Genomic DNA, 23,006 nt, shown 5'->3' with positions numbered 1-23,006 from the left:
GTTAGTGACCGGCGCGCAGCGCTGACGGACTGCAGCCATGCACCTGTCGGAAACGGTTGCTGAAGTGGCTGGGCGAGCTGAAACCACACTGCAGGGCGATGCTGGTTAGCGGCAAGGGGCTGTTGCGCAGTAATTGCATCGCACGTGCCAATCGACGGTTCATCACATACTGGTGAGGGGCTACGCCCTTGCTGTGTTTGAACATGCGCGCAAAATGATACTCACTGAGACTCACTTGGCCAGCCAGATCCTGCAGCAGCAGCGGCTGGTCCAGATGCTCATCTATGTAGTCGGTTACCCGCTTCAGTTGATAGGGGGAGAGGCCGCCACGCACCGCTGGCGCTTGCCACTGCAGGTGAACATAGTGTTTCAGCAGGTGGTTCAAGATCAGCGTGGTGGCGCTGCTTATGGCTAGCCGATCGGCCGGATCCTGCCAGTTGTGGTTGAGCAGAAAATGACGGTACAGCAGGGCAATCTGTGGGTCGTCGGCGAACAATCGCTCATCCAGGGTCAGCTGTGCGGGGCTTCGGTCCCACGTTTGTTCGGCCTGTTGACGCAGGTGCTGATCGGTAAAATACAGATGCATGAAGCTCAGTGGGCCGCGGATATGCCAGGTAGAGGCATAGTCTTTGGGCATCAGGCAGAGCTTGTCGGGTGCTCCGCCGTTGCGCCAGCCATCAGGTGTGCGAAAGTACGACTGAAAACCATCGGCTAGATAGACGCTGAGTGTGTGATGGTTGGCGTTGCCTAGTGCGATCAGGTCGTCATCGTTGTACCAGCGCGCCAAACCAAGGCCGTTGCTCAGTTGAGCGCTGCCTTGCAGCTGGGCCTTGTGCTGCTGGAGATTGGAAAACACCTGATACGACTGAGACATGCGGACTCCTGGCCACTGCTGCAAGGTGGCGTTAATCCGTGATGTTAGCGACAGGTGCTCTGCACGCCAAGTGCAAGCTGCCTGGAAGCGCTCAGGCGCACAACAAAACCGCAAGAATCTGCAAGTGAGGGTGCGCAGGATGCAAGCGCAGAGGGAGTCTGGCACTGGATAATAGATAACACCCACCGCTGCGAGCCAATCATGAATGCCGTGTTGTATATCACCACCGTACTGATCTGGGGTACCACCTGGATCGCCATCTCCATGCAGTCTGGCTCAGTGCCCGTGCTGGTTTCCGTGTTCTACCGGTTCGCGTTGGCGGCCGGGCTGTTGCTTGTGGTTTTGATGCTGTTCGGTCGCTTGCGCCGGCTGGGTCTGCGCGACCACGGTTTTTGTGTGCTGCAAGGCATGTGTGTGTTTGGTTTCAATTTTTGCTGCTTCTATACCGCCAATGCGTATATCAACAGTGGTCTGGAGTCGGTGCTGTTTTCGTTGGCCACGGTATTCAATGCGCTTAACGGCGTAGTGTTCTTTCGTCAGCGTTTGACTCGCCGATTGCTGCTGGCCAACCTGCTGGGATTCATTGGCATTCTCAGTCTTTTCTGGCATGACCTGATGGGAGCCGGGATGAACGCAGATGTGTTGCTGGGGATTGGCTTGAGCCTGCTGGGGACCTACGGTTTTTCGCTGGGCAACATGATCAGTGTGCGCCACCAGGCGCGCGGGCTGGACCTGCTGTCTACCAACGCCTACGCCATGGGCTATGGCGCTTTGGTGATGCTGGTACTAGCACTGGTCAGTGGCGCCTCTTTTAGTATTCTCTGGACGCCAGCCTACATTGGTTCGTTGTTGTACTTGGCGCTGTTTGGCTCGGTCATTGGTTTTGCTGCCTACTTTGCTTTGATCGGTCGCATTGGCGCGGGGCCTGCGGCTTACGCTACGGTCATGTTCCCGCTCATCGCGTTGGGAATGTCGACGCTATTTGAAGAGTATCAATGGACTGGCAGCGCGGTGCTCGGCCTGGTGCTCATTTTGCTGGGCAATGCTGTTATGTTCTACCGGCCGCGCCGGGCCGTGGAGCAGGCGCAGGCAGTCTGAACAAACAGGTCTGGAAAACAGGGAGTGGGGCATGGACTACTTTATTATTGCCGTAGCGGTGCTCGCTGGGGTGGTTTTTCACTGGTGGCTATTTGTGCGCATTCGCCGCTGGGGCGAGCGTGATCTGGCGCTATCCATGGCCGGGGAAGATCCGCTAAAGCGCGCCTATATGCTTGAGAAACTGGCCGAAGCAAAAAGCCGCAAGGTGCCCAAGGCGGAGTTGGAAGGCTGGCTGCACAGCGCGGCCAATGCCTGGGCTGAGCCTGAGCCCGCAGAGAAAGATTGAACTGATCGGTGTGCAGAGACTCTCTTTTACTATGCGAACGTTGTTGTTTGATAGCCAAGGAGAGTCATCATGGAGTTGCCGAACAAAGATTTGACCACGCTCTTCGATCAACTGGGCCTGGATTCGGACCCGGCGAGTATGGATGCCTTTTTTGCCAGCCATGCGTTGGCGCACGACACCAAGCTGAGTGATGCCGATTTCTGGACGCCGTCTCAAGCTGCCTTTCTGCGTGACGAGATTCGTGAAGACGCAGAATGGGCGCCAGTGGTGGACGAGTTGAACGCACGCTTGCATGAGCAGTAAATCAGCGAGCAATACCGACCATTTTTAATGAACTGGCTGGCTTGCCCACAAGGCGAGGTGGCGAGTGATTTCCAACCGTAGTAAGTCCACAGACTTAACAGCAGAGGAATGACCATGACCAGTACCACAGACAAAATCAAAGGCAAATACGACGAAACCGTAGGTAAGACCAAACGCGAGATAGGTCGCGCCACGGATGATGAAGAGCTGCAGGGTGAAGGTGAGCTGCAGAACATCAAGGGCAAGGGCGAAAGCCTGAAAGGCGATGTGAAGGACAAGCTCAAAGATCTGGTTGATAAGAGCTGACCCTGGCGCCACGCGAGGTTAAAGCGCCTAGTTGAACAAAGCCGTCTGCCTTGGCAGGCGGTTTTTTTATGTCTGTTGGCTGAGCGTACAGAGCGTTTGTAGATAACACGCCGTGCTAAGCCACATAAAAAAATCCGATGCCAGCGATGGCATCGGATTTTTCAAGGTTGCTGCGGTTCACTGACGTGCCCCGCGTGACAGCACCTTACTTCGTGTCTGCTATCAGACCTGGGCGACCGGAATGGACGCTGCGGCTTTCTGATAGGACTCGATCTCGTTGAAGTTCATGTAGCGATAGACATCGCTCGCCATGCTGTCGATCTGCGCGGCGTATTCCATGTATTCCTCAACGGTCGGCAGCTTGCCCAGGATGGACGCAACCGATGCCAGCTCGGCAGACGCCAGGAAGACGTCAGCGCCATCGCCCAGACGGTTCGGGAAGTTCCGTGTGGAGGTGGAAACAACAGTCGACTTGGCAGCCACACGTGCCTGGTTACCCATGCACAGCGAGCAGCCCGGCATTTCCATGCGCGCGCCAGCCTTGCCGTAGATACCGTAGTAGCCTTCTTCGGTCAGCTGGTACTGATCCATCTTGGTTGGCGGAGCCAGCCACAGACGGGTCGGCAGGGCGCCCTTGTTCTTCTCGAGCAGCTTGCCGGCAGCGCGGAAGTGGCCGATGTTGGTCATGCAGGAGCCGATGAAGACTTCATCGATCTTCTGACCAGCAACGTCGGACAGCAGGCGCGCGTCATCAGGATCGTTCGGTGCACATAGAACCGGTTCCTTCACGTCAGCCAGATCGATTTCGATCACGGTGGCGTACTCGGCATCGGCATCCGCCTGCATCAGCTTGGGATCGGCCAGCCAGGCTTCCATGGCTTGGGCGCGACGCTCCAGAGTACGTGGGTCCTGGTAGCCGTTGGCAATCATCCAGCGCAGCAGAACGATGTTGGACTTCAGGTACTCGGCAACCGACTCTTCGCTCAGCTTGATGGTACAGCCGGCAGCAGAACGCTCGGCAGAGGCGTCAGACAGTTCGAACGCTTGCTCGGCAGTCAGATGCTCCAGACCTTCGATCTCGAGGATGCGGCCAGAGAAGATGTTCTTCTTGCCTTTCTTCTCGACGGTCAGGTGGCCCTGCTGAATCGCGTAGTAGGGGATCGCATGCACCAGATCACGCAGGGTGATGCCAGGCTGCATCTTGCCTTTGAAGCGCACCAGAACGGATTCGGGCATGTCCAGCGGCATGACGCCAGTGGCCGCAGCGAAGGCAACCAGGCCAGAACCGGCCGGGAAGGAGATGCCCATCGGGAAGCGGGTGTGCGAATCACCACCGGTGCCGACGGTGTCGGGCAGCAGCATGCGGTTCAACCAGCTGTGGATGATGCCGTCACCCGGACGCAGCGCAACGCCACCACGGTTGTGGATGAAGTCGGGCAGGGTGTGGTGAGTGGTCACGTCGATTGGCTTGGGGTAAGCCGCAGTGTGACAGAAAGACTGCATAACCAGATCGGCGGAGAAGCCCAGGCAAGCCAAGTCTTTCAGCTCGTCGCGGGTCATCGGGCCAGTGGTGTCCTGAGAACCCACGGTGGTCATCTTCGGTTCGCAATAGGTGCCGGGGCGGATGCCTTCGACGCCGCAGGCCTTGCCGACCATCTTCTGCGCCAGGGTATAACCCTTGGTGCTTTCAGCGGGCGGTACCGGCTTGCGGAACAGGTCAGAAGGCGACATGCCCAGTTCGGCACGGGCTTTCTCGGTCAGACCGCGACCGATGATCAGCGGAATGCGGCCGCCGGCGCGCACTTCGTCGAGCAGCACCTGGGTCTTCAATTCGAAGGTAGTGATGACTTCGTCGGTACCGTGCTTGCAGACTTTGCCTTCGTACGGATAAACGTCGATCACGTCGCCGGTGTTCATTTCGGAAACGTCAAACTCGATCGGCAGGGCGCCGGCATCTTCCATGGTGTTGTAGAAGATAGGAGCGATCTTGTTACCGAAGCAGAAGCCGCCAGCGCGCTTGTTGGGTACGTACGGGATGTCGTCACCGAAGAACCACAGCACGGAGTTGGTAGCAGACTTACGTGAAGAACCGGTACCCACAACGTCACCAACGTAGGCAACAGGGAAGCCATTGGCCTTGAGCTCTTCGATCTGCTTCAGCGGACCAGTCACGCCTTGCTCGACGGGTTCGATGCCTTCACGGGCCATTTTCAGCATGGCCAGGGCGTGCAACGGAATGTCGGGGCGTGACCAGGCATCCGGTGCGGGAGACAGGTCGTCGGTGTTGGTTTCGCCAGTCACCTTGAACACGCTCAGGCTGATCTTGTCGGCCAGTGTCGGACGATTGGTGAACCACTCGCCAGCAGCCCAAGACTGCATAACGGCTTCGGCATTGGCATTGCCTTTCTTGGCGCGGTCGGCAACGTCGTGGAAGGCATCAAACATCAGCAGTGTGTGCTTGAGTTCCTTGGCGGCAGCGGCGGAGAGCTCGGCATCGTCCAACAACTCAACCAGGGTGGCAATGTTGTAGCCGCCCTGCATGGTGCCCAGCAGCTCAACGGCGCGCAGCTTGGTCAGCAGTGGGGAAGTGGCTTCACCCTTGGCGATGGCAGACAGGAAGCCGGCCTTGACGTAAGCGGCTTCGTCAACGCCCGGCGGGACGCGGTTGGTGAGCAGATCAAGCAGGAACTCTTCTTCGCCAGCCGGCGGGTTCTTTAGCAGATCTACCAAACCGGCAGTTTGTTCGGCGTTCAGCGGCTGAGGCACGATGCCCTGGGCTGCGCGCTCTTCAACGTGTTTGCGATAGGCTTCAAGCACAGTTATTACCCTCATCAGTCTGTTCCGTCCGTGACGGAACGGTCATCCTTTCGGACCCCGGGAAGCACTGAATAAACATCTTGGGTAAAGGGGGCTATTCAGTGCTTCCCTGTGTGCCGACAATAAAGACTGGTTCAGACGCAGGCCCGTACGGTGGGGGCAACCTGGGTAACTGGGTTGGCAGATACGAGACGGGTTGCGGGCTAACGCCTGAGACACAGCCCTAACGGCGGGCTGATTCTACAGTAAGCCGGATGCAAAGTTAAGTTATCCCTGTACTGTCTGGTTAATGAGGCAATGGGTGCGCAGGCGCACTGGGTAAATCCCGGGCGGCTGGTTTAACATGGACGTGTTAGCCCAATCGTCTTGCCCGTCGCCGAGAGTTCGCATGAAAAAATTGCCCGATTACACCTGCACTACGCCCTGCGTTGGCCTGTGCTCTACCGTTTATGGTGATGTGGTGTGTCGCGGCTGCAAGCGTTTCAGCCATGAGATTATCAACTGGAATCGCTATGATGCGTCAGCCAAGGCAGCTGTATGGCAACGGTTGGAACAGTTGCTGGAACAGGTCGTAGCAGCGCGAATTGAAGTTGTCTCGGTACTTGCCTTGCATGCGGCCCTGGAGCGGCTTCAGGTTAAAGTCTCGATGCAGTCCTCGTTGGCGTTAAAGGTATTGCGACTGATACCGCGACTGGAAGAGGGCGGATTGGCGGCCAGCGGTTTGCGTCTGCGTAGCCACTGTGCCGAGCTCACCTTGAAGCAACTGCGTGATGAGCTCGACAGCGCCTACTTCGAGTTGTCCTGTGCTTACCACGAGCGCCGGGTGGGCGCTGCGGGTTAGAGCATTTGCAGGTTATTTTTCCAGCAGCTCTTCCAGGTGCGCCAGGGTGTCATCGGGCTTGAGGACCAGTACGTCGGTATTGAGCTGATCCAGGACCACCTCAGCCGTATTGCCAATCAAGGCGCCGGCGATGCCCTTGCGGCCAATCGTACCTATGACCGTAACACTGGCGCCTATCTTGTTGGCAACAAAGGGAATCAGTGTGTCTGCCGGACCTTCATCTATGTGCAGGTGCTGTGTGTCGATGGCGTACTTCCCGGTGTATTCATCCGAGGCCTCCTGATAGCTCGCAGCGATGCTTTCACGCAGCTGAAAGGTCGGGTCGGCAGAAGACAGCATCGGAGCCGGGTGCGCGCTGATCATATGCAGCTGGCCATCTACCATCTCGGCGATGTCGGCAGCGTGGCTGACAATGGTGTCATGCAGCACGTGGTGCTGATCGTCATGACTACCCAGGTCAATGGCGGCCAGCACGTTGCCCTTGATCCAGCTGTCGCTATTTTTCACCATCAGCACCGGCGCCGGGCAGTAACGCAGCAGCTTCCAGTCCTCGGGCGTCAGCAGCGCCTTGCGTAGTGCGCTGTCGGGCAGGTGCTGTTTGATCACCAGGCCGCAGCCTTCGCGTACCACCGCCCGATTGACGGTGTCGGTCATGTTGTTGTACCAGCTTTGACTGAAACCGCAGGCTATGCCGCTGGTTTTCAACTGATCTGCCAGACCCTGCAACAATGGGGTGTGATCCTGGCGATTTTCGCACACCAGCAAATGCAGTTCCGACTCGATGAAGCCAGCGATGAGCGAGGCACGTTTGAGTGCAACTTGCTCGTTTTGTGTGGGATCAATGACCACGAGAATGCGTTTTACTGCTTGCATGGCGTTCTCCTTGTTCAGCCTGCGGTAGTAACTCTTTATCTGTGTTCAATGTAGCCTTTTTTTGCCGCGCCGACATTGATTCAGGTCTATACACGCGACTGATAAGCCGGCGTAAACAGGTATACTGTGGCGCTTTACCGCTGCCTGAACGAATTGCCATGCTGCCAGATGAACTCATCGCCTTTTTGCCCTGCGCCACCCCCGATGCCTGGGTGGCGCAAGCAGTCGCGCACCCTGAAGAACTGCTGATCGACCATGCCAACTGTGAAAAGAAGGCAGCCTCGACTGCACTCAACCTGATGTTCCGTTACATCGACAAGCCTGACCTGTTACAGAAGATGTCGCGCTTGGCACGCGAGGAGTTGCGTCACTTCGAACAGGTGACTGCGCTCATGCAGCGCCGGGGAGTTACCTATCGCGGCCTGTCTGCCAGCCAGTACGCACAGCGCTTGCGTCAGCACGTGCGTACCGTAGAGCCGGGGCGATTGGTTGACACCCTGATCGTGGGCGCCTTTATCGAGGCGCGCTCCTGCGAACGCTTTGCCAAGCTGGCACCGCATCTGGATGCAGAGCTTGGCGATTTCTATCGCTCGCTGTTGAAGTCAGAGGCGCGGCACTATCAGGATTATCTTAAGCTGGCGCGCACGCACGCTGAGGGTGACATTGAAGACCGTATCGCGTTGTTCCGTGAGCTGGAGCAGCAAGCGATATTGGCTGACGATGCAGAGTTTCGTTTTCACAGCGGGGTAGCGGCCTGATAGGCTGCTAGCTCGACGCCAGGGTGCTGTCTCTGGTACGACCGCCTTTGATTATCCGGGAGTGATTTGATGCATCAGCGCCAACAGCTTGACCTCCGCGCAGCCCCTGTTACTCGCTTGCTACAGCATTTTTTGGCGGCCAGTTTACTGTGTGGGGCCGCCGGCGTGTTCGCGGCCGACAATGTCTGTGAGCGCGTGGTAGTAACGGGCAACCCGGATTATCCACCGCTAATCTGGGCGCCGGAGCAGGGAGATCAGGCGCTTACCGGGGTGGCAGTAGAGATGCTGCAAACGGCTCTGGCCGAGAGCAATATCGAGGTAGAGGTGCTGAACCTGGGGTCACGCCTCAAGGCGTTGGAAGCGGTAGAGCGTGGTCAGGTTGACATCATGGCTGGCCTGTTCATGTCTCGCGAGCGCCTGTCCAGCGTCGATTACGTCTATCCGGCCATTATGGACGTGCCCAGTGTGTTCTTTGTGCGCCGTGGCGCGGCTTTTCCCTATATCGGTTGGCAGGACCTGCGTGGCAAGCGCGGCGCAGCGCAGGAGGGCAGTCGTTTTGGCCTGTCGTTCGATACCTATGCGCAGGACAATTTGGAGCTGCAGCGAGAAAGCACCGGCGAGGCCGCCCTGCGCAAGCTTTTGGCCGGCAAGCTGGATTACGTCGTGCTGGAGCGTTACCAGGGCCTCGCATTGGCGCAGCAGATGCGCGTAGATGATCAGCTTGACACGCTTGAAGGGTCCTTCATCAACGCACCGCTGTACGTCGCCATTTCGCACAACTCGGTGTGCAACTCACCTGACTTGCGTGCCGCGCTGGCTTTGGGCATGCAGGAACTGACACAGCGAGGTGAGAGCCGTCGCCTGCTCGACAAGTATCGCGCCATTTGGGCGGCGCCTTTCATGCCCGCTGCGGAACCAGCGGCAGAAGTGCCGTTGGAAGAGTGAATCGCAGGCTAAACAGTCTTGCTGCTGCTAATCTGTACTGGTCATCTGTATTGCATCTGTCACTGTTGTGGTGCTGATTTTCTCGGTTAGTCTGTAATAGCACCCTTTGCAGGTGCAGGCTATTTATGCCGGGAGGGCAAGTGCAATGACCAGTCTGCTGTATCAGAAAATCGCCAGTCAGTTGGCCGAGGATATCCAAAGCGGCGTGTACCAGCCGGGTGAGCGGGTGCCTTCGGTGCGAAAGCTGAGTACACAGAAGGGTGTGAGTCACGCCACCGTGCTTCAAGCCTATGCCACGCTGGAAGACCAAGGGCTAATACACGCGCGCCCACAGTCCGGTTACTACGTGCACCAGACGCCCGCATTGACCGCGCCCACGCCGCCAATTGCGCGGGTTGAGGCGCCCTACGCGGTAACCCGCAGTAGCATCATTACCGAAATTCTGCTCCAGGCCCGTCGCGAGGGTGTGATGCCTCTGGGCGCCGCGGTGCCGTCCAGCGAGTTTCTGCCGTTGCGCGCGCTGCACCAGCAGATGAGCAAGGTAACCCGCTTTCACAGCCAGAAAGCCTTCAGTTACACCTTTAGTCCGGGTTACGAGCCACTGCGGCGCCAGGTCGCCATTCGTATGCGTGATGCCGGTGCGGTGATCGATCCGGCCAACGTGGTGATCACCAATGGTTGTGTGGAAGCGCTGCAGTTATCCCTGCGGGCGGTTACCAAGCCGGGCGATCTGATCGCCACCGAATCACCCAGTTATTACGGTCTGGTGCAATTGTGCGAGCTGCTTGACCTCAAGGTAGTAGAGATTCCGTCTGATCCGGATACCGGTCTTAGCCTGGAAACCCTGCAGTCGGCGCTGGAGCGGTGGCCAGTCAAGGCGCTGGTGCTGACTGCGCGGGCGGGCAACCCCATGGGCGCGACCATGCCGGAGCATCGCCAGCGCAAGCTGGTTGGGATGATGGCGCAGCGTAATCTGCCAATCATTGAAGACGATATCTACGGCGAGCTGATGTTTGATCATGGCCAGTCCAAGGCGCTCAAGGCCTTCGATTGCTCGGACACGGTCATTTACTGCTCGAGTTTCTCGAAAACCATCTCACCCGGCGTGCGTACCGGCTGGCTGATCACCAAGCGATATCAGGAAACGATCGAAAAGCTGCAGACCTTCACTACACTGTCGGCCTGCAGTGTCAGTCAGATGGCTGTGTCTGCGTACCTTGAAAACGGCGGCTATGACCGCCATCTGCGGCATATTCGCCAGGAATACTGCAAGAACCTCAGTCTGTTTCAGTTGGCGGTGCAGGAGTTTTTTCCCGAAGGTACGAGGATTACTCGCCCCAAGGGCGGGTTTATCCTCTGGATCAGTCTGCCCGGTGGCGTAAATACCCTTACGCTGTTTAACCGCGCGCTGATGCACAACATCAGTATTTGCCCCGGCGTAGTGTTTAGCAATTCTGACCAGTTCAACCATTGTCTGCGGCTCAATTGCGGTATTCCCTGGAATCGCGCTACCGAGCAGGCGGTGATGACGTTGGGTGTGTTGGCCAAGCAGCTGTTGCAGGAAACCTTGCCGCCAGCGGAACAGAAAGAGAAGGAAGTCAGCGAAGGGCGCAAGGCATCCTGATATTTATCAGTAGCTTAGAGGTATTTTTTGGAGTTTAAAGTTAAAAGGCAGCCTAAGGTTAGGCTGCCTTTTTTCTGCTGCGGGGTCAGTGCTGCGCGGCAGCTGCGGCTTCGCGTGCCTTCAGATACTGCCTTTTGAGCTGTTGTGACAGCTCGATAATCTGCTCGCGCATCCAGCGGTTGGCCGGGTCCTGATCGGTGCTTTCATGCCAGAACAGGTGGGTCTCGATGGCTGGCACGTCGTCGATTGGCAGTACGGTCCAATGCAGGTCGTGCCGCTCTGCGAAGCGCTCGTGCACGGTCATGACCATGTCAGTCGACTCCAGCACCAAGGGGGCCATCTGGTAATGCTGCGAGCGCATGACCACGCGGCGCTGAATACCCATTTTACCCAGCGCCAGATCCACGTGACCAAGCCCATTGCGGCGACTGGAGATGTGAATGTGCGACTGAGCCAAGTAGTCATCCAGAGTGATCTTTTCTTTCTTGGCCAGCGGGTGACCCTTGCGCATGACGCAGACGTGGCGATCTTCAAATAGCTTGACGTGGCGCACCTGGGTGTCGGTATTGAGCGGTGCATCAATGGCAAAATCCAGACGACCGGCCGCCAGTTCCTTGGTGGTTTCCCGGCGCTTGATCAAGAAGCTGTCTATATTGATGTTCGGCGCCATGCGGCGAATACGGCCAGCCAGGTGCGGCAGAATCACCGCCTCGGTGAGGTCGGTCATGCTGATGCGGTAGGTTTTGGTGGCCTGTTCCGGCACAAAGCTGCGGCTTTCTTGCACGGACACGCGCAACAACTGCAGGGCGCTGCGTACCGGGGTGATGATGTTCTGCGCCATTGGTGTCGGCACCATACCTTGGGCGGTACGCACAAACAGCGGGTCGTTGAAGGTTTCACGCAAGCGGGCGAGAGCGTTGCTCACGGCGGGTTGGGTGATGCCGACGATTTGCCCGGCGCGGGTAAGATTGGCTTCTGTATAGATTGCGTCAAACACAATGAACAGATTCAGATCGACCTTACTGAGGTTCATCGCAACTTCCTTACTTAAATGGCTCATGACGAGACAAACAGGTCTGCGGATCGGCCAAGTATATATTGCTTATGAATGTTAATACACGACAAAAATAGGTTAGATAAATCGAGCGAGGTCATCTAGCATTTTCCTCGTCGATACCCAACAACCAAAGGCAACCACTATGGATTTCGGATATTCCCCCAAGGTTAAAGATCTGCGAGAGCGTATAGACGCTTTCATGCAGGAGCACGTTTTTCCCGCCGAGCACATTTTTCATCAGCAGGTGAATGAAGGAGATCGCTGGCAGCCTACGGCTATCGTCGAAGAACTCAAAGTCAAGGCGCGTGCCGCCGGCCTGTGGAACCTGTTCCTGCCTGAGTCCGAGCTGGGCGCTGGTTTGACTAACCTCGAATACGCACCGCTTGCGGAGCTGATGGGGCGTTCCGGCCTGGCTTCCGAGGCATTCAACTGCAGTGCGCCGGATACCGGCAATATGGAAACCATCGTCCGCTATGGCAACGAAGAGCAGAAAGAGCGCTGGGTCAAGCCGCTGCTGGCTGGCGAGATTCGTTCCTGCTTTGGTATGACCGAGCCGGGCGTTGCTTCTTCCGACGCTACCAACATGCAGGCGAATGCGCGCCGTGAAGGTGATGAGTGGGTCATCAACGGCCGCAAGTGGTGGACCTCCGGTGCCTGCGATCCGCGTTGCAAGGTTATGATCTTCATGGGTCTGACTAATCCCGATGCGCCGCGTCACCAGCAGCACTCGATGATTCTGGTGCCGATGGATGCGCCTGGTTTGAAGGTTATCCGTCCGCTGCCGGTGTTCGGTTATGACGATGCGCCACACGGCCACGCTGAAGTTGTGCTGGAGAACGTACGCGTTCCCTACGAAAACGTCTTGTTGGGTGAAGGTCGCGGCTTTGAAATTGCTCAAGGTCGCCTTGGGCCAGGCCGTATTCACCACTGCATGCGTTCGATTGGTGCCGCCGAGCGCGCACTGGAGCTGATGTGCAAGCGTTCCGTTGAGCGTGAAGCCTTTGGCAAGCGCCTGGCGCAGCTGGGCGGCAATATCGATCTGATTGCCGAGTCACGTATCGAGATCAACCAAGCTCGCCTGCTGACCCTGAACGCGGCTTACATGATGGACACGGTGGGTAACAAGGTCGCCAAGAGTGAAATCGCCCAGATCAAGGTGGTTGCACCCAACGTGGCGCTGCGCGTGATCGATCGTGCGATTCAGATGCACGGCGGTGCTGGTGTTTCCGAGGATACGCCGCTGGCGCACATGTATGCCATGCAGCGCACTCTGCGTCTGGCTGACGGCCCGGACGAAGTCCACCGTGCTGCCATCGGCAAGCACGAGCTGGGTAAGTACATGGCGCGATAATATCAGCCCGCCGGCCTAAAAAAACCCGCTCCTGGTGAGCGGGTTTTTTGTGTCTGAGTGCCCTGTAGTTACAGTCTTTACAGACGCAGCAACGCCCACCCGAGAGCATCTTCGGATGAGGCGTGGGAGTTGACGTTGCTGAAGCCTGGCGGGGGAGTGCCGGGCCTGGCGACCTGTTAGCGGGCGCGGTAGGTGATGCGACCTTTGGTCAGGTCGTAGGGCGTCAGTTCAACGCGAACCTTGTCACCGGTGAGGATGCGGATGTAGTTTTTACGCATCTTGCCTGAAATGTGGGCAGTCACGACGTGGCCGTTTTCCAGTTCAACGCGGAACATGGTGTTCGGCAGGGTGTCGATGATGGTGCCTTCCATTTCAATACTGTCTTCTTTTGCCATTAAGCAATGACCTCTTGGGTTTGTTCACAGACGGGCGTATTTATATCAATACCCGCAAAAAAGGTGAGCAATTGTGCCTGAAAAAGAGCCCAAGCGCCAAGTTTGACGGACTTTTTTTACAAAAGGTGTGCTGCAGGTTGATTGCTGCCTGCCTAGGTGAGGCGGACCCAGCGCTGATTCACCAGCATTTCTATCGGGCGATACTCGGTCTTGTAGTTCATCTTGCGACAATCCTTGATCCAGTAACCCAGATAGACCGCGTCTAGCTCCAGCTCACGGGTGTGCTCGATCTGCCAGAGAATGGCGTAACGGCCGAGGCTGCGCTTGTGCTGGTCGGGGTCAAAGAAGGTGTAGACCGCCGAGGTACCACGTTGCATCTTGTCGGTGACGGCGACGGCAAGCAAGGTTCCCGCCGTGTCGCGGAAGGTGAAGAAACGACAGAAGTGCCAGTCCTTGACCAGAAACGATGTGAATTGCTCGCGGCTGGGTGGATACATATCGCCGTCGGCATGCCGGGCGATGATGTAACGCCGGTACAGGTCGTAGACTTCGTCATTGGGCAACGGGTCCGTTTCTTCCACCAGGAGATCGCGGTTCTTTTTCAGAATGCGTTTTTGCTGTGAGGAGGGGGTGAACACATCCACCGGGATGCGTGCCGGAATACAGGCGCTGCATTCGCGACAATGCGGCCGGTACAAGTGGTCGCCGCTGCGCCGAAAGCCCATTTCCGATAACTGGCTGTAGGTTTCCAGATCGAGTGGTTGCTGAGGATCAAGAAACAGCGTGGTAGCCTGCTCACGCGGCAGATAGCTGCAGGGGTGCGGGTGGGTTGCGTAAAACTTGAGTTGGGACAGGTCGGTCATGGTCTGATTCCCGGCGGCGTGTTGCCAGTATAGAGCTGGACGAGATCCCGTTCAAAGGGCGCTAGTCAAAATGCGCGGCGGGGTTCTGCTCAGTCAGCGCGCCAGCACGAGTCCTGCTCCGGTGGGCACAGTTGCTGCAGTCGTTGCAGAAAATCGCCGCGTGGCATGCTTCTGGCGCCCAGGCTGAAGAGGTGGTCGGTGGGCATCTGGCAGTCAATCAGTGCAAAGCCGCAGTTCTCCAGGTGCTGAGCCAGCGCGATGAAGGCCAGCTTGGACGCATTGGTGCGTATGCTGAACATGGATTCACCGAAGAAAACGCGCCCCAATGCCAGGCCGTAGAGGCCTCCCACTAGTTGTTTGTCGTCCCAGACCTCAATGGAGTGGGCGTGACCAAGCTCGTGTAGTTGCGTGTAGGCCGCTTGCATGGCTGGGGTGATCCAGGTGCCCTCGGCGTCGCGCCTGGGGGCGGCGCAGGCACTCATGACGGCAGAAAAGTCCTGGTCGCGAGTGACGGTAAAGGGCGTTTGACGCATGAATTTTTGCATGCTGCGCGATATGTGCAGCTCTGCTGGCGCCAGCACGGTGCGCGGGTCGGGGCACCACCAGAGTAAGGGTTGACCGGCCGAGTACCAGGGAAAGATGCCGTTTCGGTAGGCGTTCAACAGGCGCGCGGGGGAAAGATCACCGCCGGCGGCCAGCAAGCCATTGGGCGATTGCATCGCGCGGTTGCCAGGCGGGAACGCGATACTGTCGGCGGTTAGCCAGGTAAGTTGACCCATAGCGGCCTCAGCGGGTTTGATCGTTCAAATGGTTTATCAATATTGCCTTATAAGTTATTGTCCTTCATACAGAAAGACAACCCGATAACTGGAACCCGCAGCACTGATTGCGGTCATGGTTAACGCTATTGTGCTCTGCAATTGTGAAATGCACTGGCAGAGGCCGTACAATAATCGCCTTAATAACGATGGAAGCTCCCGTTTTGAAGGATACCGCAGCCCCGAAGAATCCACTTGCCTGGCGAGAGCAGCTCTCGTTGCGCCTTCGTGAAGGCGCGTTGCTGGCGATGATCGCCCTGTGCCTGTACCTGTGCATGGCGTTGTTCACCTATAGCGCAGGCGATCCCGGGTGGACCCGAAGTGCTGGGCCGGTGACGGTGCAAAATGCTGGCGGCCGGATGGGCGCCTGGATTGCTGATGTGCTGCTGCTCACCCTGGGCTACCTGGCGTTTCTGTTTCCGCTGATTGTCGGGGTCAAGGTATGGCAGATGTTCCAACGCCGCCATCTACCTTTTGTCTGGAATGGGTGGCTGTTTTCATGGCGTCTGATCGGGTTTGTGCTGACGCTTCTAGCCGGTACTGCGCTGGCAGCGCTGCACGGTACGCCGCCAGCGTCCTTTCCTGAAGGGGCAGGGGCCGGAGGGGTGCTTGGTCAACTGCTTAGCGATCTGGCCAAGCCGGTGCTTAACCTGCAGGGCAGCACTTTGCTGTTTCTTACCCTGTTTCTGTTCGGTATTACGGTATTTACCAATCTGTCGTGGTTCAAGGTCATGGACCTGACCGGTCGAATCACCCTAGACCTGTTTGATCTGCTCAAGCGCGCCTGGACTGGCTGGCGCTCGCGTCGCGCCGATGATCGCGTGCGGGACGATGCCCCCGCGCCTCGCGCCAAAGCGCCGGCCGCGCGCCAGGAGCCCGCCTTTAGCGCCGAGGAGCAGCGCCGCGCTGATGCCTCACGCGCACAACGTCAGGAAGCGCAGGCCAAGTACACCGCAGCGCGCGAAAGTCGTGTGCCGCCGGAAATCGTGCCGCTGGATACCAAGCCGCCTGAACCCAGCGTGCGCCTGCAGAAAGAAAAGCAATCGAAGCTGTTTGCCGACACGGTCGAACCGGGGTCGCTGCCGCCGATTTCCCTACTGGATCCGGCCAGCAAGAAAACCAAAGGCTTCTCCGCCGAGTCCTTGGAAGGCATGTCGCGTCTGCTGGAAATCAAGCTGAAGGACTTTGGCGTGGAGGCCGAGGTCGAGAAGGTACAGCCGGGCCCGGTGATCACCCGGTTCGAAATTCAGCCTGCCGCGGGTGTGAAGGTCAGCAAGATCACCAACCTGGCCAAGGATCTGGCACGGTCGCTGGCGGTGATCAGCGTGCGGGTGGTTGAGGTGATCCCCGGCAAGACCACGGTCGGTATCGAGATTCCCAATGAAGATCGCGAGATCGTGCGCCTGTCCGAGGTGCTTGAAACCCGTGAGTTCGATGATGCCCAGTCGCCGGTTACCCTGGCGCTGGGGCACGACATTGGTGGTCATCCGGTGATGGCAGACCTGGCCAAGATGCCGCACTTGCTGGTCGCCGGCACCACCGGCTCGGGTAAGTCGGTGGGGGTGAACGCGATGCTGCTCAGCATTCTGTTCAAATCCACGCCAGATGAAGTCCGTCTGATCATGGTCGACCCCAAGATGCTGGAACTGTCGATCTATGAAGGCATTCCACACCTGTTGGCGCCCGTGGTAACCGACATGAAAGAGGCGGCCAACGCTCTGCGCTGGTGTGTGGCGGAAATGGAGCGGCGCTACAAGATGATGGCGGCGCTCGGCGTGCGCAACCTGGCCGGTTACAACCGCAAGGTCAAGGACGCCGAAAAGGCCGGCGAGCCGCTGCGTGATCCGCTTTACCGCCGCGAGAGCATGGAAGACGAGGCGCCGGAACTTGAGGCGCTGCCGGTGATCGTAGTGGTAATCGATGAATTTGCCGACATGATGATGATCGTCGGCAAGAAGGTCGAGGAGCTGATCGCGCGGATCGCCCAGAAGGCGCGGGCTGCCGGTATCCACCTGATTCTGGCTACCCAGCGCCCCTCGGTGGACGTGATCACCGGTCTGATCAAGGCCAACATTCCTACTCGTATGGCGTTCCAGGTATCCAGTAAGATCGACTCGCGTACGATCCTCGATCAGGGCGGTGCCGAACAGCTGCTGGGCCACGGTGACATGCTGTACATGCCGCCGGGTACCAGCTTGCCGGTACGGGTGCACGGCGCCTTCGTTTCGGATGACGAGGTGCACAGGTTGGTGGAGGAGTGGAAGAAACGCGGTGCCCCGAATTATATTCAAGACATCCTCGATGGCGCCGATGACGGCGCTGGCAGCGGTGGCTTTGAAGGCGGCGGCATGGGCGGTGACGATAGCGAAGAAGACGCGCTGTACGATGAAGCTGTGCGCTTTGTCACCGAGAGTCGTCGGGCGTCCATCTCTGCGGTGCAGCGCAAGCTCAAGATCGGTTATAACCGCGCGGCCCGCATGATTGAATCCATGGAGATGGCTGGCGTGGTGACCTCAATGAATACAAACGGCTCGCGTGAGGTCATTGCACCTCCGCCGGTTCGCGATTAACTGGAGACAATACCCATTATGTTGAAACCCCTGCTGCGTGGCCCGGTTCTGCTGTTGTGCGCCTGGTTGCTGGCTCTGCCTGCACTGGCGGACGATGCGGAACAGAAGAGCGCGGCCAAGCGTTTGAACGAGCTGTTGTCAGCTGCCAACACCATGTCGGCAACGTTCTCGCAAATGACGCTAAGCTCCAATGGCTCCAGCCTGCAGGAAACGACCGGCCAGGTGACCCTGCAGCGTCCGGGTATGTTTCGCTGGCATACCGACGCACCGCTGGAACAGGTATTGATTTCCAACGGTGAGAAAATCTGGTTGTTCGACCCGGATCTGGAGCAGGTGACCATTCAGAAACTGGATCAACGCCTGACTCACACACCGGCGCTGCTGTTGTCTGGGGACGTGAGTACCCTGGCAGAAAACTTCAGCATCAGTTGGAAAGAGGGCAGTGCGGTCGACGACTTTGTGTTGTCACCCAAGGCCAGCGACAGCATGTTCGAAACGCTGCGACTGTCATTCCGTGGCGGCGTGATCAACGACATGCAACTCAACGATCCGATTGGTCAGCGCACCAATATTCTGTTTCAGGGTGTGCAGTTGAACCAGCCGGTTGATGCCGGTCAGTTCAACTTCACCGTGCCTGACTGGGTCGACGTTATCAGTGAGTAACGGCGGCCTGTTCGCACCTCCTGCGCCGCAGCAGCCGCTCGCGGCGCGCATGCGGCCAAAGAATCTTGATGAGTACGCTGGACAGGCTCATATTCTGGGCGCTGGGCGGCCTTTGCGCGTTGCTCTGGAGCAGGGCGCTTTGCATTCGATGATCTTCTGGGGGCCGCCGGGGGTGGGTAAAACCACCCTGGCGCGGCTGATTGCTACCCTGGCCGACGCGCACTTTGAAACCCTCTCTGCAGTGCTTGCCGGGGTCAAGGATATCCGCAATGCGGTCGACTTGGCGCGCCAGCAGTTCAGTCTCAACGGTCGTCAAACCATTTTGTTTGTTGATGAGGTGCACCGATTCAACAAGGCACAGCAGGATGCCTTTCTGCCCTACGTCGAGGACGGCACGCTGCTGTTCATCGGTGCGACTACCGAGAACCCTTCGTTTGAACTCAACAACGCTTTGCTCTCGCGTGCCCGTGTCTACGTGCTCAAATCGCTGGATGACGAAGCTCTTGACGGTCTGTTGGATCGCGCGCTGAGCGACACCGAGCGTGGGCTGGGTCATCACCAGCTGAGTCTTGAGCCACAGGCGCGGCGTATCCTGCTCGACGCTGCCGATGGTGATGCGCGGCGCTTGCTCAACCTGCTGGAAATCGCCGCCGACCTAGCGGAAGAGGGCGGCACTATCGAGGCGGAGCTGGTCAGTGACCTGCTGAACGACAGCCGCCGCCGCTTCGACAAAGGCGGCGAGGCCTTCTACGACCAGATTTCGGCGCTGCACAAATCGGTACGCGGCTCCAACCCGGATGCCTCGCTGTACTGGTTCGCACGCATGATCGATGGCGGCTGCGATCCGCTGTACATTGCCCGGCGCGTGGTGCGCATGGCCAGTGAAGACATCGGCAACGCAGATCCTCGTGCACTCACGCTGGCGTTGAATGCCTGGGATGTGCAGGAGCGCCTGGGCAGCCCCGAAGGTGAGCTGGCGGTGGCGCAGGCCATCAGCTATCTAGCCTGTGCGCCGAAAAGCAACGCTGTGTACAATGCCTTCAATGCGGCCATGCGTGATGTGGCCAGCCAGCCGTCGCACGAGGTGCCACTGCACTTGCGCAACGCGCCGACCAAGCTGATGAAGGAGTTGGGCTACAGCGAAGGCTATCGCTACGCGCATACCGAGCCCGAGGCCTACGCCGCTGGCGAAGACTATTTCCCCGAGGCGCTGGAGCCACGCGAATACTATCAGCCGGTGCCCCGAGGGCTGGAGCTGAAAATTGGCCAGAAGATGCAGCACCTGCGGCAACTCGACAATGCCAGCGTGAAGAAGCGAAGGAAACCAGCGGATGATTAACACGGTAGTGGCGGTAGCCGTTGGCGGTGCCTTGGGGGCGCTGGCGCGCCATGGCGTAGCGCAGTGGTCCTTGCAGCACTGGCCCAAAGCGTTTCCACTGCCGACGCTGATTGTTAATCTGCTGGGTTGCCTGTTGATCGGTATACTTTACGGGCTCTGGTTGCAGCGCCCGGAGTTGTCGCCGCTGTTGCGACAAACCCTGATGGTTGGTTTTCTGGGCGCTTTTACGACCTTCTCGACCTTTTCGCTGGACTCGCTGCGATTGCTGGAGAACGGCGAGGGCGTGTTGGCCATAACCTATATTCTGCTCAGTGTGTGCATCGGTTTGCTTGCCACCTGGGCCGGTCTGTCATTGACGCGCTGAGCGTTGCGCAGACTGCCACCTGACTACTGTTGAAGATGATTATTCATGCTTGATCCGAAACTGGTTCGTACCCAAACCCAACTGATCGCCGAGCGTCTGGCGACCCGCGGTTACATCCTTGATGTCGCGCAGCTTGAATCACTGGAATCACGCCGCAAGGAAGTACAGACGCGCACCGAAACCCTGCAGGCCGAGCGCAATAGTCGCTCCAAGTCGATCGGGCAGGCCAAGGCGCGGGGTGAGGACATTCAGCCACTGTTGGCGGATGTGGATCGCATGGGTAGCGAACTGAGTGACGCCAAGCAGGAGCTGGACAGCATCCAGACCGAATTGGACGCACTCATGGCCGGCATGCCCAACCTGCCGGACGCCGATGTGCCGGTGGGCAAGGACGAAGACGACAACCTTGAAGTGCGTCGCTGGGGTACGCCCCGCGAATTTGATTTTGAGGTCAAGGATCACGTCGCCCTGGGTGAGCAGCATGGTTATCTCGACTTTGAGACCGCCGCCAAACTGTCCGGCGCACGCTTTGCGTTGATGCGCGGTCCCATCGCGCGCCTGCACCGTGCCTTGGCGCAGTTCATGCTCGACCTGCATATCAACGAGCACGGCTACGAAGAGGTTTATACGCCTTATCTGGTGCAGGCAGATGCCTTGCAGGGCACCGGGCAATTGCCCAAGTTCGAGGAAGACCTGTTCAAGATCGTACGCGGTGAAGACCAGCGTGATCTGTACCTGATTCCGACGGCCGAGGTCTCGCTGACCAATATCGTCAGCCAGAGCATCCTGGCGGCAGAACAACTACCGATCAAGTTTACTGCGCACACACCTTGCTTCCGCAGCGAAGCCGGGTCGGCCGGACGCGATACCCGTGGCATGATCCGTCAGCATCAGTTCGACAAAGTTGAAATGGTGCAGGTCGTGCGTCCTGAAGAATCCGCGGCGGCGCTGGAAGCGCTGACCGGTCACGCCGAGGACGTGCTGCAACGTCTGGAGCTGCCGTACCGCACCTTGGCGCTGTGTACTGGCGATATGGGCTTCAGTGCGACCAAGACCTACGATCTTGAGGTCTGGGTACCCAGCCAGGGCAAGTACCGCGAGATATCCTCTTGTTCCAACTGTGGCGATTTCCAGGCGCGTCGTATGCAGGCGCGCTGGCGTAACCCGGAAACCGGCAAGCCGGAGCTGGTGCATACGCTGAATGGCTCTGGCCTGGCGGTTGGTCGCACCCTGGTGGCGATTCTGGAAAACTATCAGCAAGCCGATGGCAGCATCGAGATTCCGACGGCGCTGCGCGGGTATATGGGCGGCATTGAGCGCATCGCTTAAGGTCTGTTACCAGTGGGGGCGCTTGCCACAGGCGCCCCTTTAGATAGAACGCCAGCAGGGCGCCGCGGGCGGTCTGCCTACGAGGTTGCTGCATGGAATACCTACCCCTTTTTCATAATCTGCAAGCGCGCTGCGTGCTCCTGGTGGGCGGTGGCGAGATTGCCTTGCGCAAGGCGCGTCTGCTGAGTGAAGCGGGTGCCGCACTGCGGGTTGTTGCACCGCATATTGAGTCGCCGTTGGCGCAACTGGTAGAAGAGGGCAACGGTAGCTGTCAGCTGCGCGGTTATCAGGCCAGTGATCTGGAGGGCGCGGTACTGGTAATTGCGGCCACCGACGATGAAGCGCTCAATGCCCAGGTGTCGGCCGATGCGCAGGCGCGCAATATACCGGTCAATGCGGTGGATGCGCCGCATCTTTGCACTGTCATCTTCCCGGCCATCGTGGATCGTTCGCCGCTGGTTATTGCGGTCTCCAGCGGTAGTCACGCACCGGTATTGGCGCGGCTCACGCGGGCGCGCATTGAAACCCTGTTTCCTGCTGCTTACGGCCGCTTGGCACAACTGGCCAAGCGATTCCGCCAGCAGGTGAAAGACACCTTTCCTTCAATCAACCAACGCCGTGTGTTCTGGGAGAACATCTTCCAGGGCGATGTGGCCGAGCGCGTATTCTCCGGACGTGATGAGGAGGCCGCCAAGCTGCTGGAGCAGCAGCTGAGCCAGCAGGCGGGTAAACGCTATCAGGGTGAGGTGTATCTGGTGGGGGCCGGTCCGGGTGACCCTGACCTGCTGACCTTTCGTGCCCTGCGGCTGATGCAGCAGGCCGACGTGGTGCTGCATGATCGCTTGGTAGCACCGGCGATTATCGACCTCTGCCGTCGCGACGCAGACCGCATCTATGTGGGCAAGGCGCGCGCTAACCATGCCGTGCCCCAGGAAGAAATCAACCAGTTGCTGGTGCGCCTGGCCAAGGAAGGTAAGCGCGTGCTGCGCTTGAAGGGCGGCGATCCCTTCATTTTTGGCCGCGGGGGCGAAGAAATCGAAGAGCTGGCGGCCAACGGTGTGCCTTTCCAAGTAGTGCCGGGCATTACCGCCGCCAACGGCTGTTCGGCGTACGCGGGCATTCCGTTGACGCACCGTGACCACGCACAATCGGTGCGTTTTGTGACCGGGCACCTCAAGGATGGCTCGACCAATCTCGCTTGGGCCGATCTGGTCGCGCCCGGGCAGACGCTGGTGTTCTATATGGGGCTGGTGGGGCTGCCTGAAATCTGCGCCGGGCTGATTCAACATGGCCGTGCAGCGAGCACGCCGGTAGCGCTGGTGCAGCAAGGCACGACCAGTAACCAGAAGGTGCTGATCGGCACGTTGGCAAGCATGCCTGCGCTGGTCGCCGAGACTGAAGTTACCCCGCCGACACTGGTGATCGTGGGAGAGGTGGTTAGTCTGCACGACAAACTCAAGTGGTTCTCACCCTCAACCGATGTTGTCTCACAGGGTGTGCTCTGACTCAGCGATAGGACTATACGGCCAAAC

General features: G+C 58.5%; 22 protein-coding genes. 15 read left to right on the top strand and 7 right to left on the bottom strand.

Annotated features, from left to right (window positions below):
- Position 1 precedes the first annotated feature (1 nt).
- Complete coding sequence (locus tag V7747_RS10080; RefSeq protein WP_335615909.1) at positions 2–874, bottom strand: helix-turn-helix transcriptional regulator; 873 nt, start codon at positions 872–874, stop codon at positions 2–4.
- Between the two features lie 201 nt (positions 875–1,075).
- Here V7747_RS10080 and V7747_RS10075 point away from each other — a divergent pair, with 201 nt between their 5' ends.
- The 4 genes from V7747_RS10075 (at position 1,076) to V7747_RS10060 (ending at position 2,867) form a co-directional block, all read left to right on the top strand.
- A complete protein-coding gene (locus V7747_RS10075; RefSeq protein ID WP_335615908.1) occupies positions 1,076–1,972 on the top strand; it encodes a DMT family transporter in 897 nt (298 codons plus the stop codon).
- Between the two features lie 31 nt (positions 1,973–2,003).
- On the top strand, positions 2,004–2,258 hold the full coding sequence (locus V7747_RS10070; RefSeq protein WP_335615907.1) for a hypothetical protein: 255 nt from the start codon (positions 2,004–2,006) through the stop codon (positions 2,256–2,258).
- A 69-nt stretch (positions 2,259–2,327) separates the two neighbouring features.
- Positions 2,328–2,561 carry a DUF2789 domain-containing protein gene (locus V7747_RS10065; protein WP_092283316.1) on the top strand — a complete coding sequence of 78 codons (234 nt, stop codon included), beginning with the start codon at positions 2,328–2,330 and terminating at the stop codon, positions 2,559–2,561.
- A gap of 114 nt (positions 2,562–2,675) precedes the next feature.
- Positions 2,676–2,867, top strand: a complete 192-nt coding sequence (locus tag V7747_RS10060; RefSeq protein ID WP_335615906.1) for a CsbD family protein — start codon at positions 2,676–2,678, stop codon at positions 2,865–2,867.
- A gap of 222 nt (positions 2,868–3,089) precedes the next feature.
- On the opposite strand, the gene acnB is transcribed toward V7747_RS10060, so the two are convergent.
- Positions 3,090–5,684 (bottom strand): bifunctional aconitate hydratase 2/2-methylisocitrate dehydratase, encoded by a 2,595-nt coding sequence (gene acnB, locus V7747_RS10055; RefSeq protein WP_335616072.1) that lies wholly within the window; start codon positions 5,682–5,684, stop codon positions 3,090–3,092.
- A 388-nt stretch (positions 5,685–6,072) separates the two neighbouring features.
- Here acnB and V7747_RS10050 point away from each other — a divergent pair, with 388 nt between their 5' ends.
- The gene (locus V7747_RS10050; protein WP_335615905.1) at positions 6,073–6,525 is read left to right on the top strand and encodes a DUF1289 domain-containing protein; all 453 of its coding nucleotides are present in this window, start codon (positions 6,073–6,075) and stop codon (positions 6,523–6,525) included.
- Between the two features lie 12 nt (positions 6,526–6,537).
- Here the strand turns inward: V7747_RS10050 and V7747_RS10045 are convergent, their stop codons facing one another.
- A complete protein-coding gene (locus tag V7747_RS10045; RefSeq protein WP_335615904.1) occupies positions 6,538–7,398 on the bottom strand; it encodes a universal stress protein in 861 nt (286 codons plus the stop codon).
- A 158-nt stretch (positions 7,399–7,556) separates the two neighbouring features.
- Between V7747_RS10045 and V7747_RS10040 the strand changes: the two genes are divergently transcribed.
- The 3 genes from V7747_RS10040 (at position 7,557) to V7747_RS10030 (ending at position 10,725) form a co-directional block, all read left to right on the top strand.
- On the top strand, positions 7,557–8,156 hold the full coding sequence (locus tag V7747_RS10040; protein WP_335615903.1) for a tRNA-(ms[2]io[6]A)-hydroxylase: 600 nt from the start codon (positions 7,557–7,559) through the stop codon (positions 8,154–8,156).
- Positions 8,157–8,225: 69 nt separating this feature from the next.
- Entirely contained in the window at positions 8,226–9,101 is an 876-nt protein-coding gene (locus tag V7747_RS10035; RefSeq protein WP_335615902.1) for a substrate-binding periplasmic protein, read from the top strand.
- 145 nt (positions 9,102–9,246) lie between these two features.
- Positions 9,247–10,725: an aminotransferase-like domain-containing protein gene (locus tag V7747_RS10030; RefSeq protein WP_335615901.1), complete on the top strand. Its 1,479-nt coding sequence runs from the start codon at positions 9,247–9,249 to the stop codon at positions 10,723–10,725.
- 85 nt (positions 10,726–10,810) lie between these two features.
- Here the strand turns inward: V7747_RS10030 and V7747_RS10025 are convergent, their stop codons facing one another.
- Complete coding sequence (locus V7747_RS10025; protein ID WP_335615900.1) at positions 10,811–11,758, bottom strand: LysR family transcriptional regulator; 948 nt, start codon at positions 11,756–11,758, stop codon at positions 10,811–10,813.
- Between the two features lie 166 nt (positions 11,759–11,924).
- Here V7747_RS10025 and V7747_RS10020 point away from each other — a divergent pair, with 166 nt between their 5' ends.
- Entirely contained in the window at positions 11,925–13,133 is a 1,209-nt protein-coding gene (locus tag V7747_RS10020; RefSeq protein ID WP_335615899.1) for an acyl-CoA dehydrogenase family protein, read from the top strand.
- A 176-nt stretch (positions 13,134–13,309) separates the two neighbouring features.
- Here the strand turns inward: V7747_RS10020 and infA are convergent, their stop codons facing one another.
- The 3 genes from infA to aat all read right to left on the bottom strand — a co-directional run bounded on the left by infA (position 13,310) and on the right by aat (position 15,170).
- Entirely contained in the window at positions 13,310–13,528 is a 219-nt protein-coding gene (infA, locus tag V7747_RS10015; RefSeq protein ID WP_080050557.1) for a translation initiation factor IF-1, read from the bottom strand.
- 152 nt (positions 13,529–13,680) lie between these two features.
- Positions 13,681–14,391 (bottom strand): arginyltransferase, encoded by a 711-nt coding sequence (locus tag V7747_RS10010; RefSeq protein ID WP_335615898.1) that lies wholly within the window; start codon positions 14,389–14,391, stop codon positions 13,681–13,683.
- Between the two features lie 89 nt (positions 14,392–14,480).
- Positions 14,481–15,170 carry a leucyl/phenylalanyl-tRNA--protein transferase gene (aat, locus tag V7747_RS10005; protein WP_335615897.1) on the bottom strand — a complete coding sequence of 230 codons (690 nt, stop codon included), beginning with the start codon at positions 15,168–15,170 and terminating at the stop codon, positions 14,481–14,483.
- A gap of 203 nt (positions 15,171–15,373) precedes the next feature.
- Between aat and V7747_RS10000 the strand changes: the two genes are divergently transcribed.
- The 6 genes from V7747_RS10000 to cysG all read left to right on the top strand — a co-directional run bounded on the left by V7747_RS10000 (position 15,374) and on the right by cysG (position 22,979).
- Positions 15,374–17,779, top strand: coding sequence for a DNA translocase FtsK (locus V7747_RS10000; protein ID WP_335615896.1), 2,406 nt, complete (start codon positions 15,374–15,376; stop codon positions 17,777–17,779).
- Between the two features lie 18 nt (positions 17,780–17,797).
- Positions 17,798–18,442 carry an outer membrane lipoprotein chaperone LolA gene (gene lolA / locus V7747_RS09995; RefSeq protein WP_335615895.1) on the top strand — a complete coding sequence of 215 codons (645 nt, stop codon included), beginning with the start codon at positions 17,798–17,800 and terminating at the stop codon, positions 18,440–18,442.
- Between the two features lie 49 nt (positions 18,443–18,491).
- Positions 18,492–19,781: a replication-associated recombination protein A gene (locus tag V7747_RS09990; protein ID WP_335615894.1), complete on the top strand. Its 1,290-nt coding sequence runs from the start codon at positions 18,492–18,494 to the stop codon at positions 19,779–19,781.
- Entirely contained in the window at positions 19,774–20,145 is a 372-nt protein-coding gene (crcB, locus tag V7747_RS09985; protein ID WP_092283343.1) for a fluoride efflux transporter CrcB, read from the top strand. The genes V7747_RS09990 and crcB overlap by 8 nt, the downstream gene beginning before the upstream one ends.
- 45 nt (positions 20,146–20,190) lie before the next feature.
- Complete coding sequence (gene serS / locus V7747_RS09980; protein WP_335615893.1) at positions 20,191–21,474, top strand: serine--tRNA ligase; 1,284 nt, start codon at positions 20,191–20,193, stop codon at positions 21,472–21,474.
- A gap of 92 nt (positions 21,475–21,566) precedes the next feature.
- Entirely contained in the window at positions 21,567–22,979 is a 1,413-nt protein-coding gene (gene cysG, locus V7747_RS09975) for a siroheme synthase CysG (protein WP_335615892.1), read from the top strand.
- The last annotated feature ends 27 nt before the right edge of the window (positions 22,980–23,006 follow it).

Source organism: Halopseudomonas sp. (assembly GCF_036960865.1).
GTDB lineage: Bacteria > Pseudomonadota > Gammaproteobacteria > Pseudomonadales > Pseudomonadaceae > Halopseudomonas.
The sequence above is the reverse complement of the archived record's forward strand: the minus strand, read 5'-3'. Positions and strand labels throughout refer to the sequence as shown.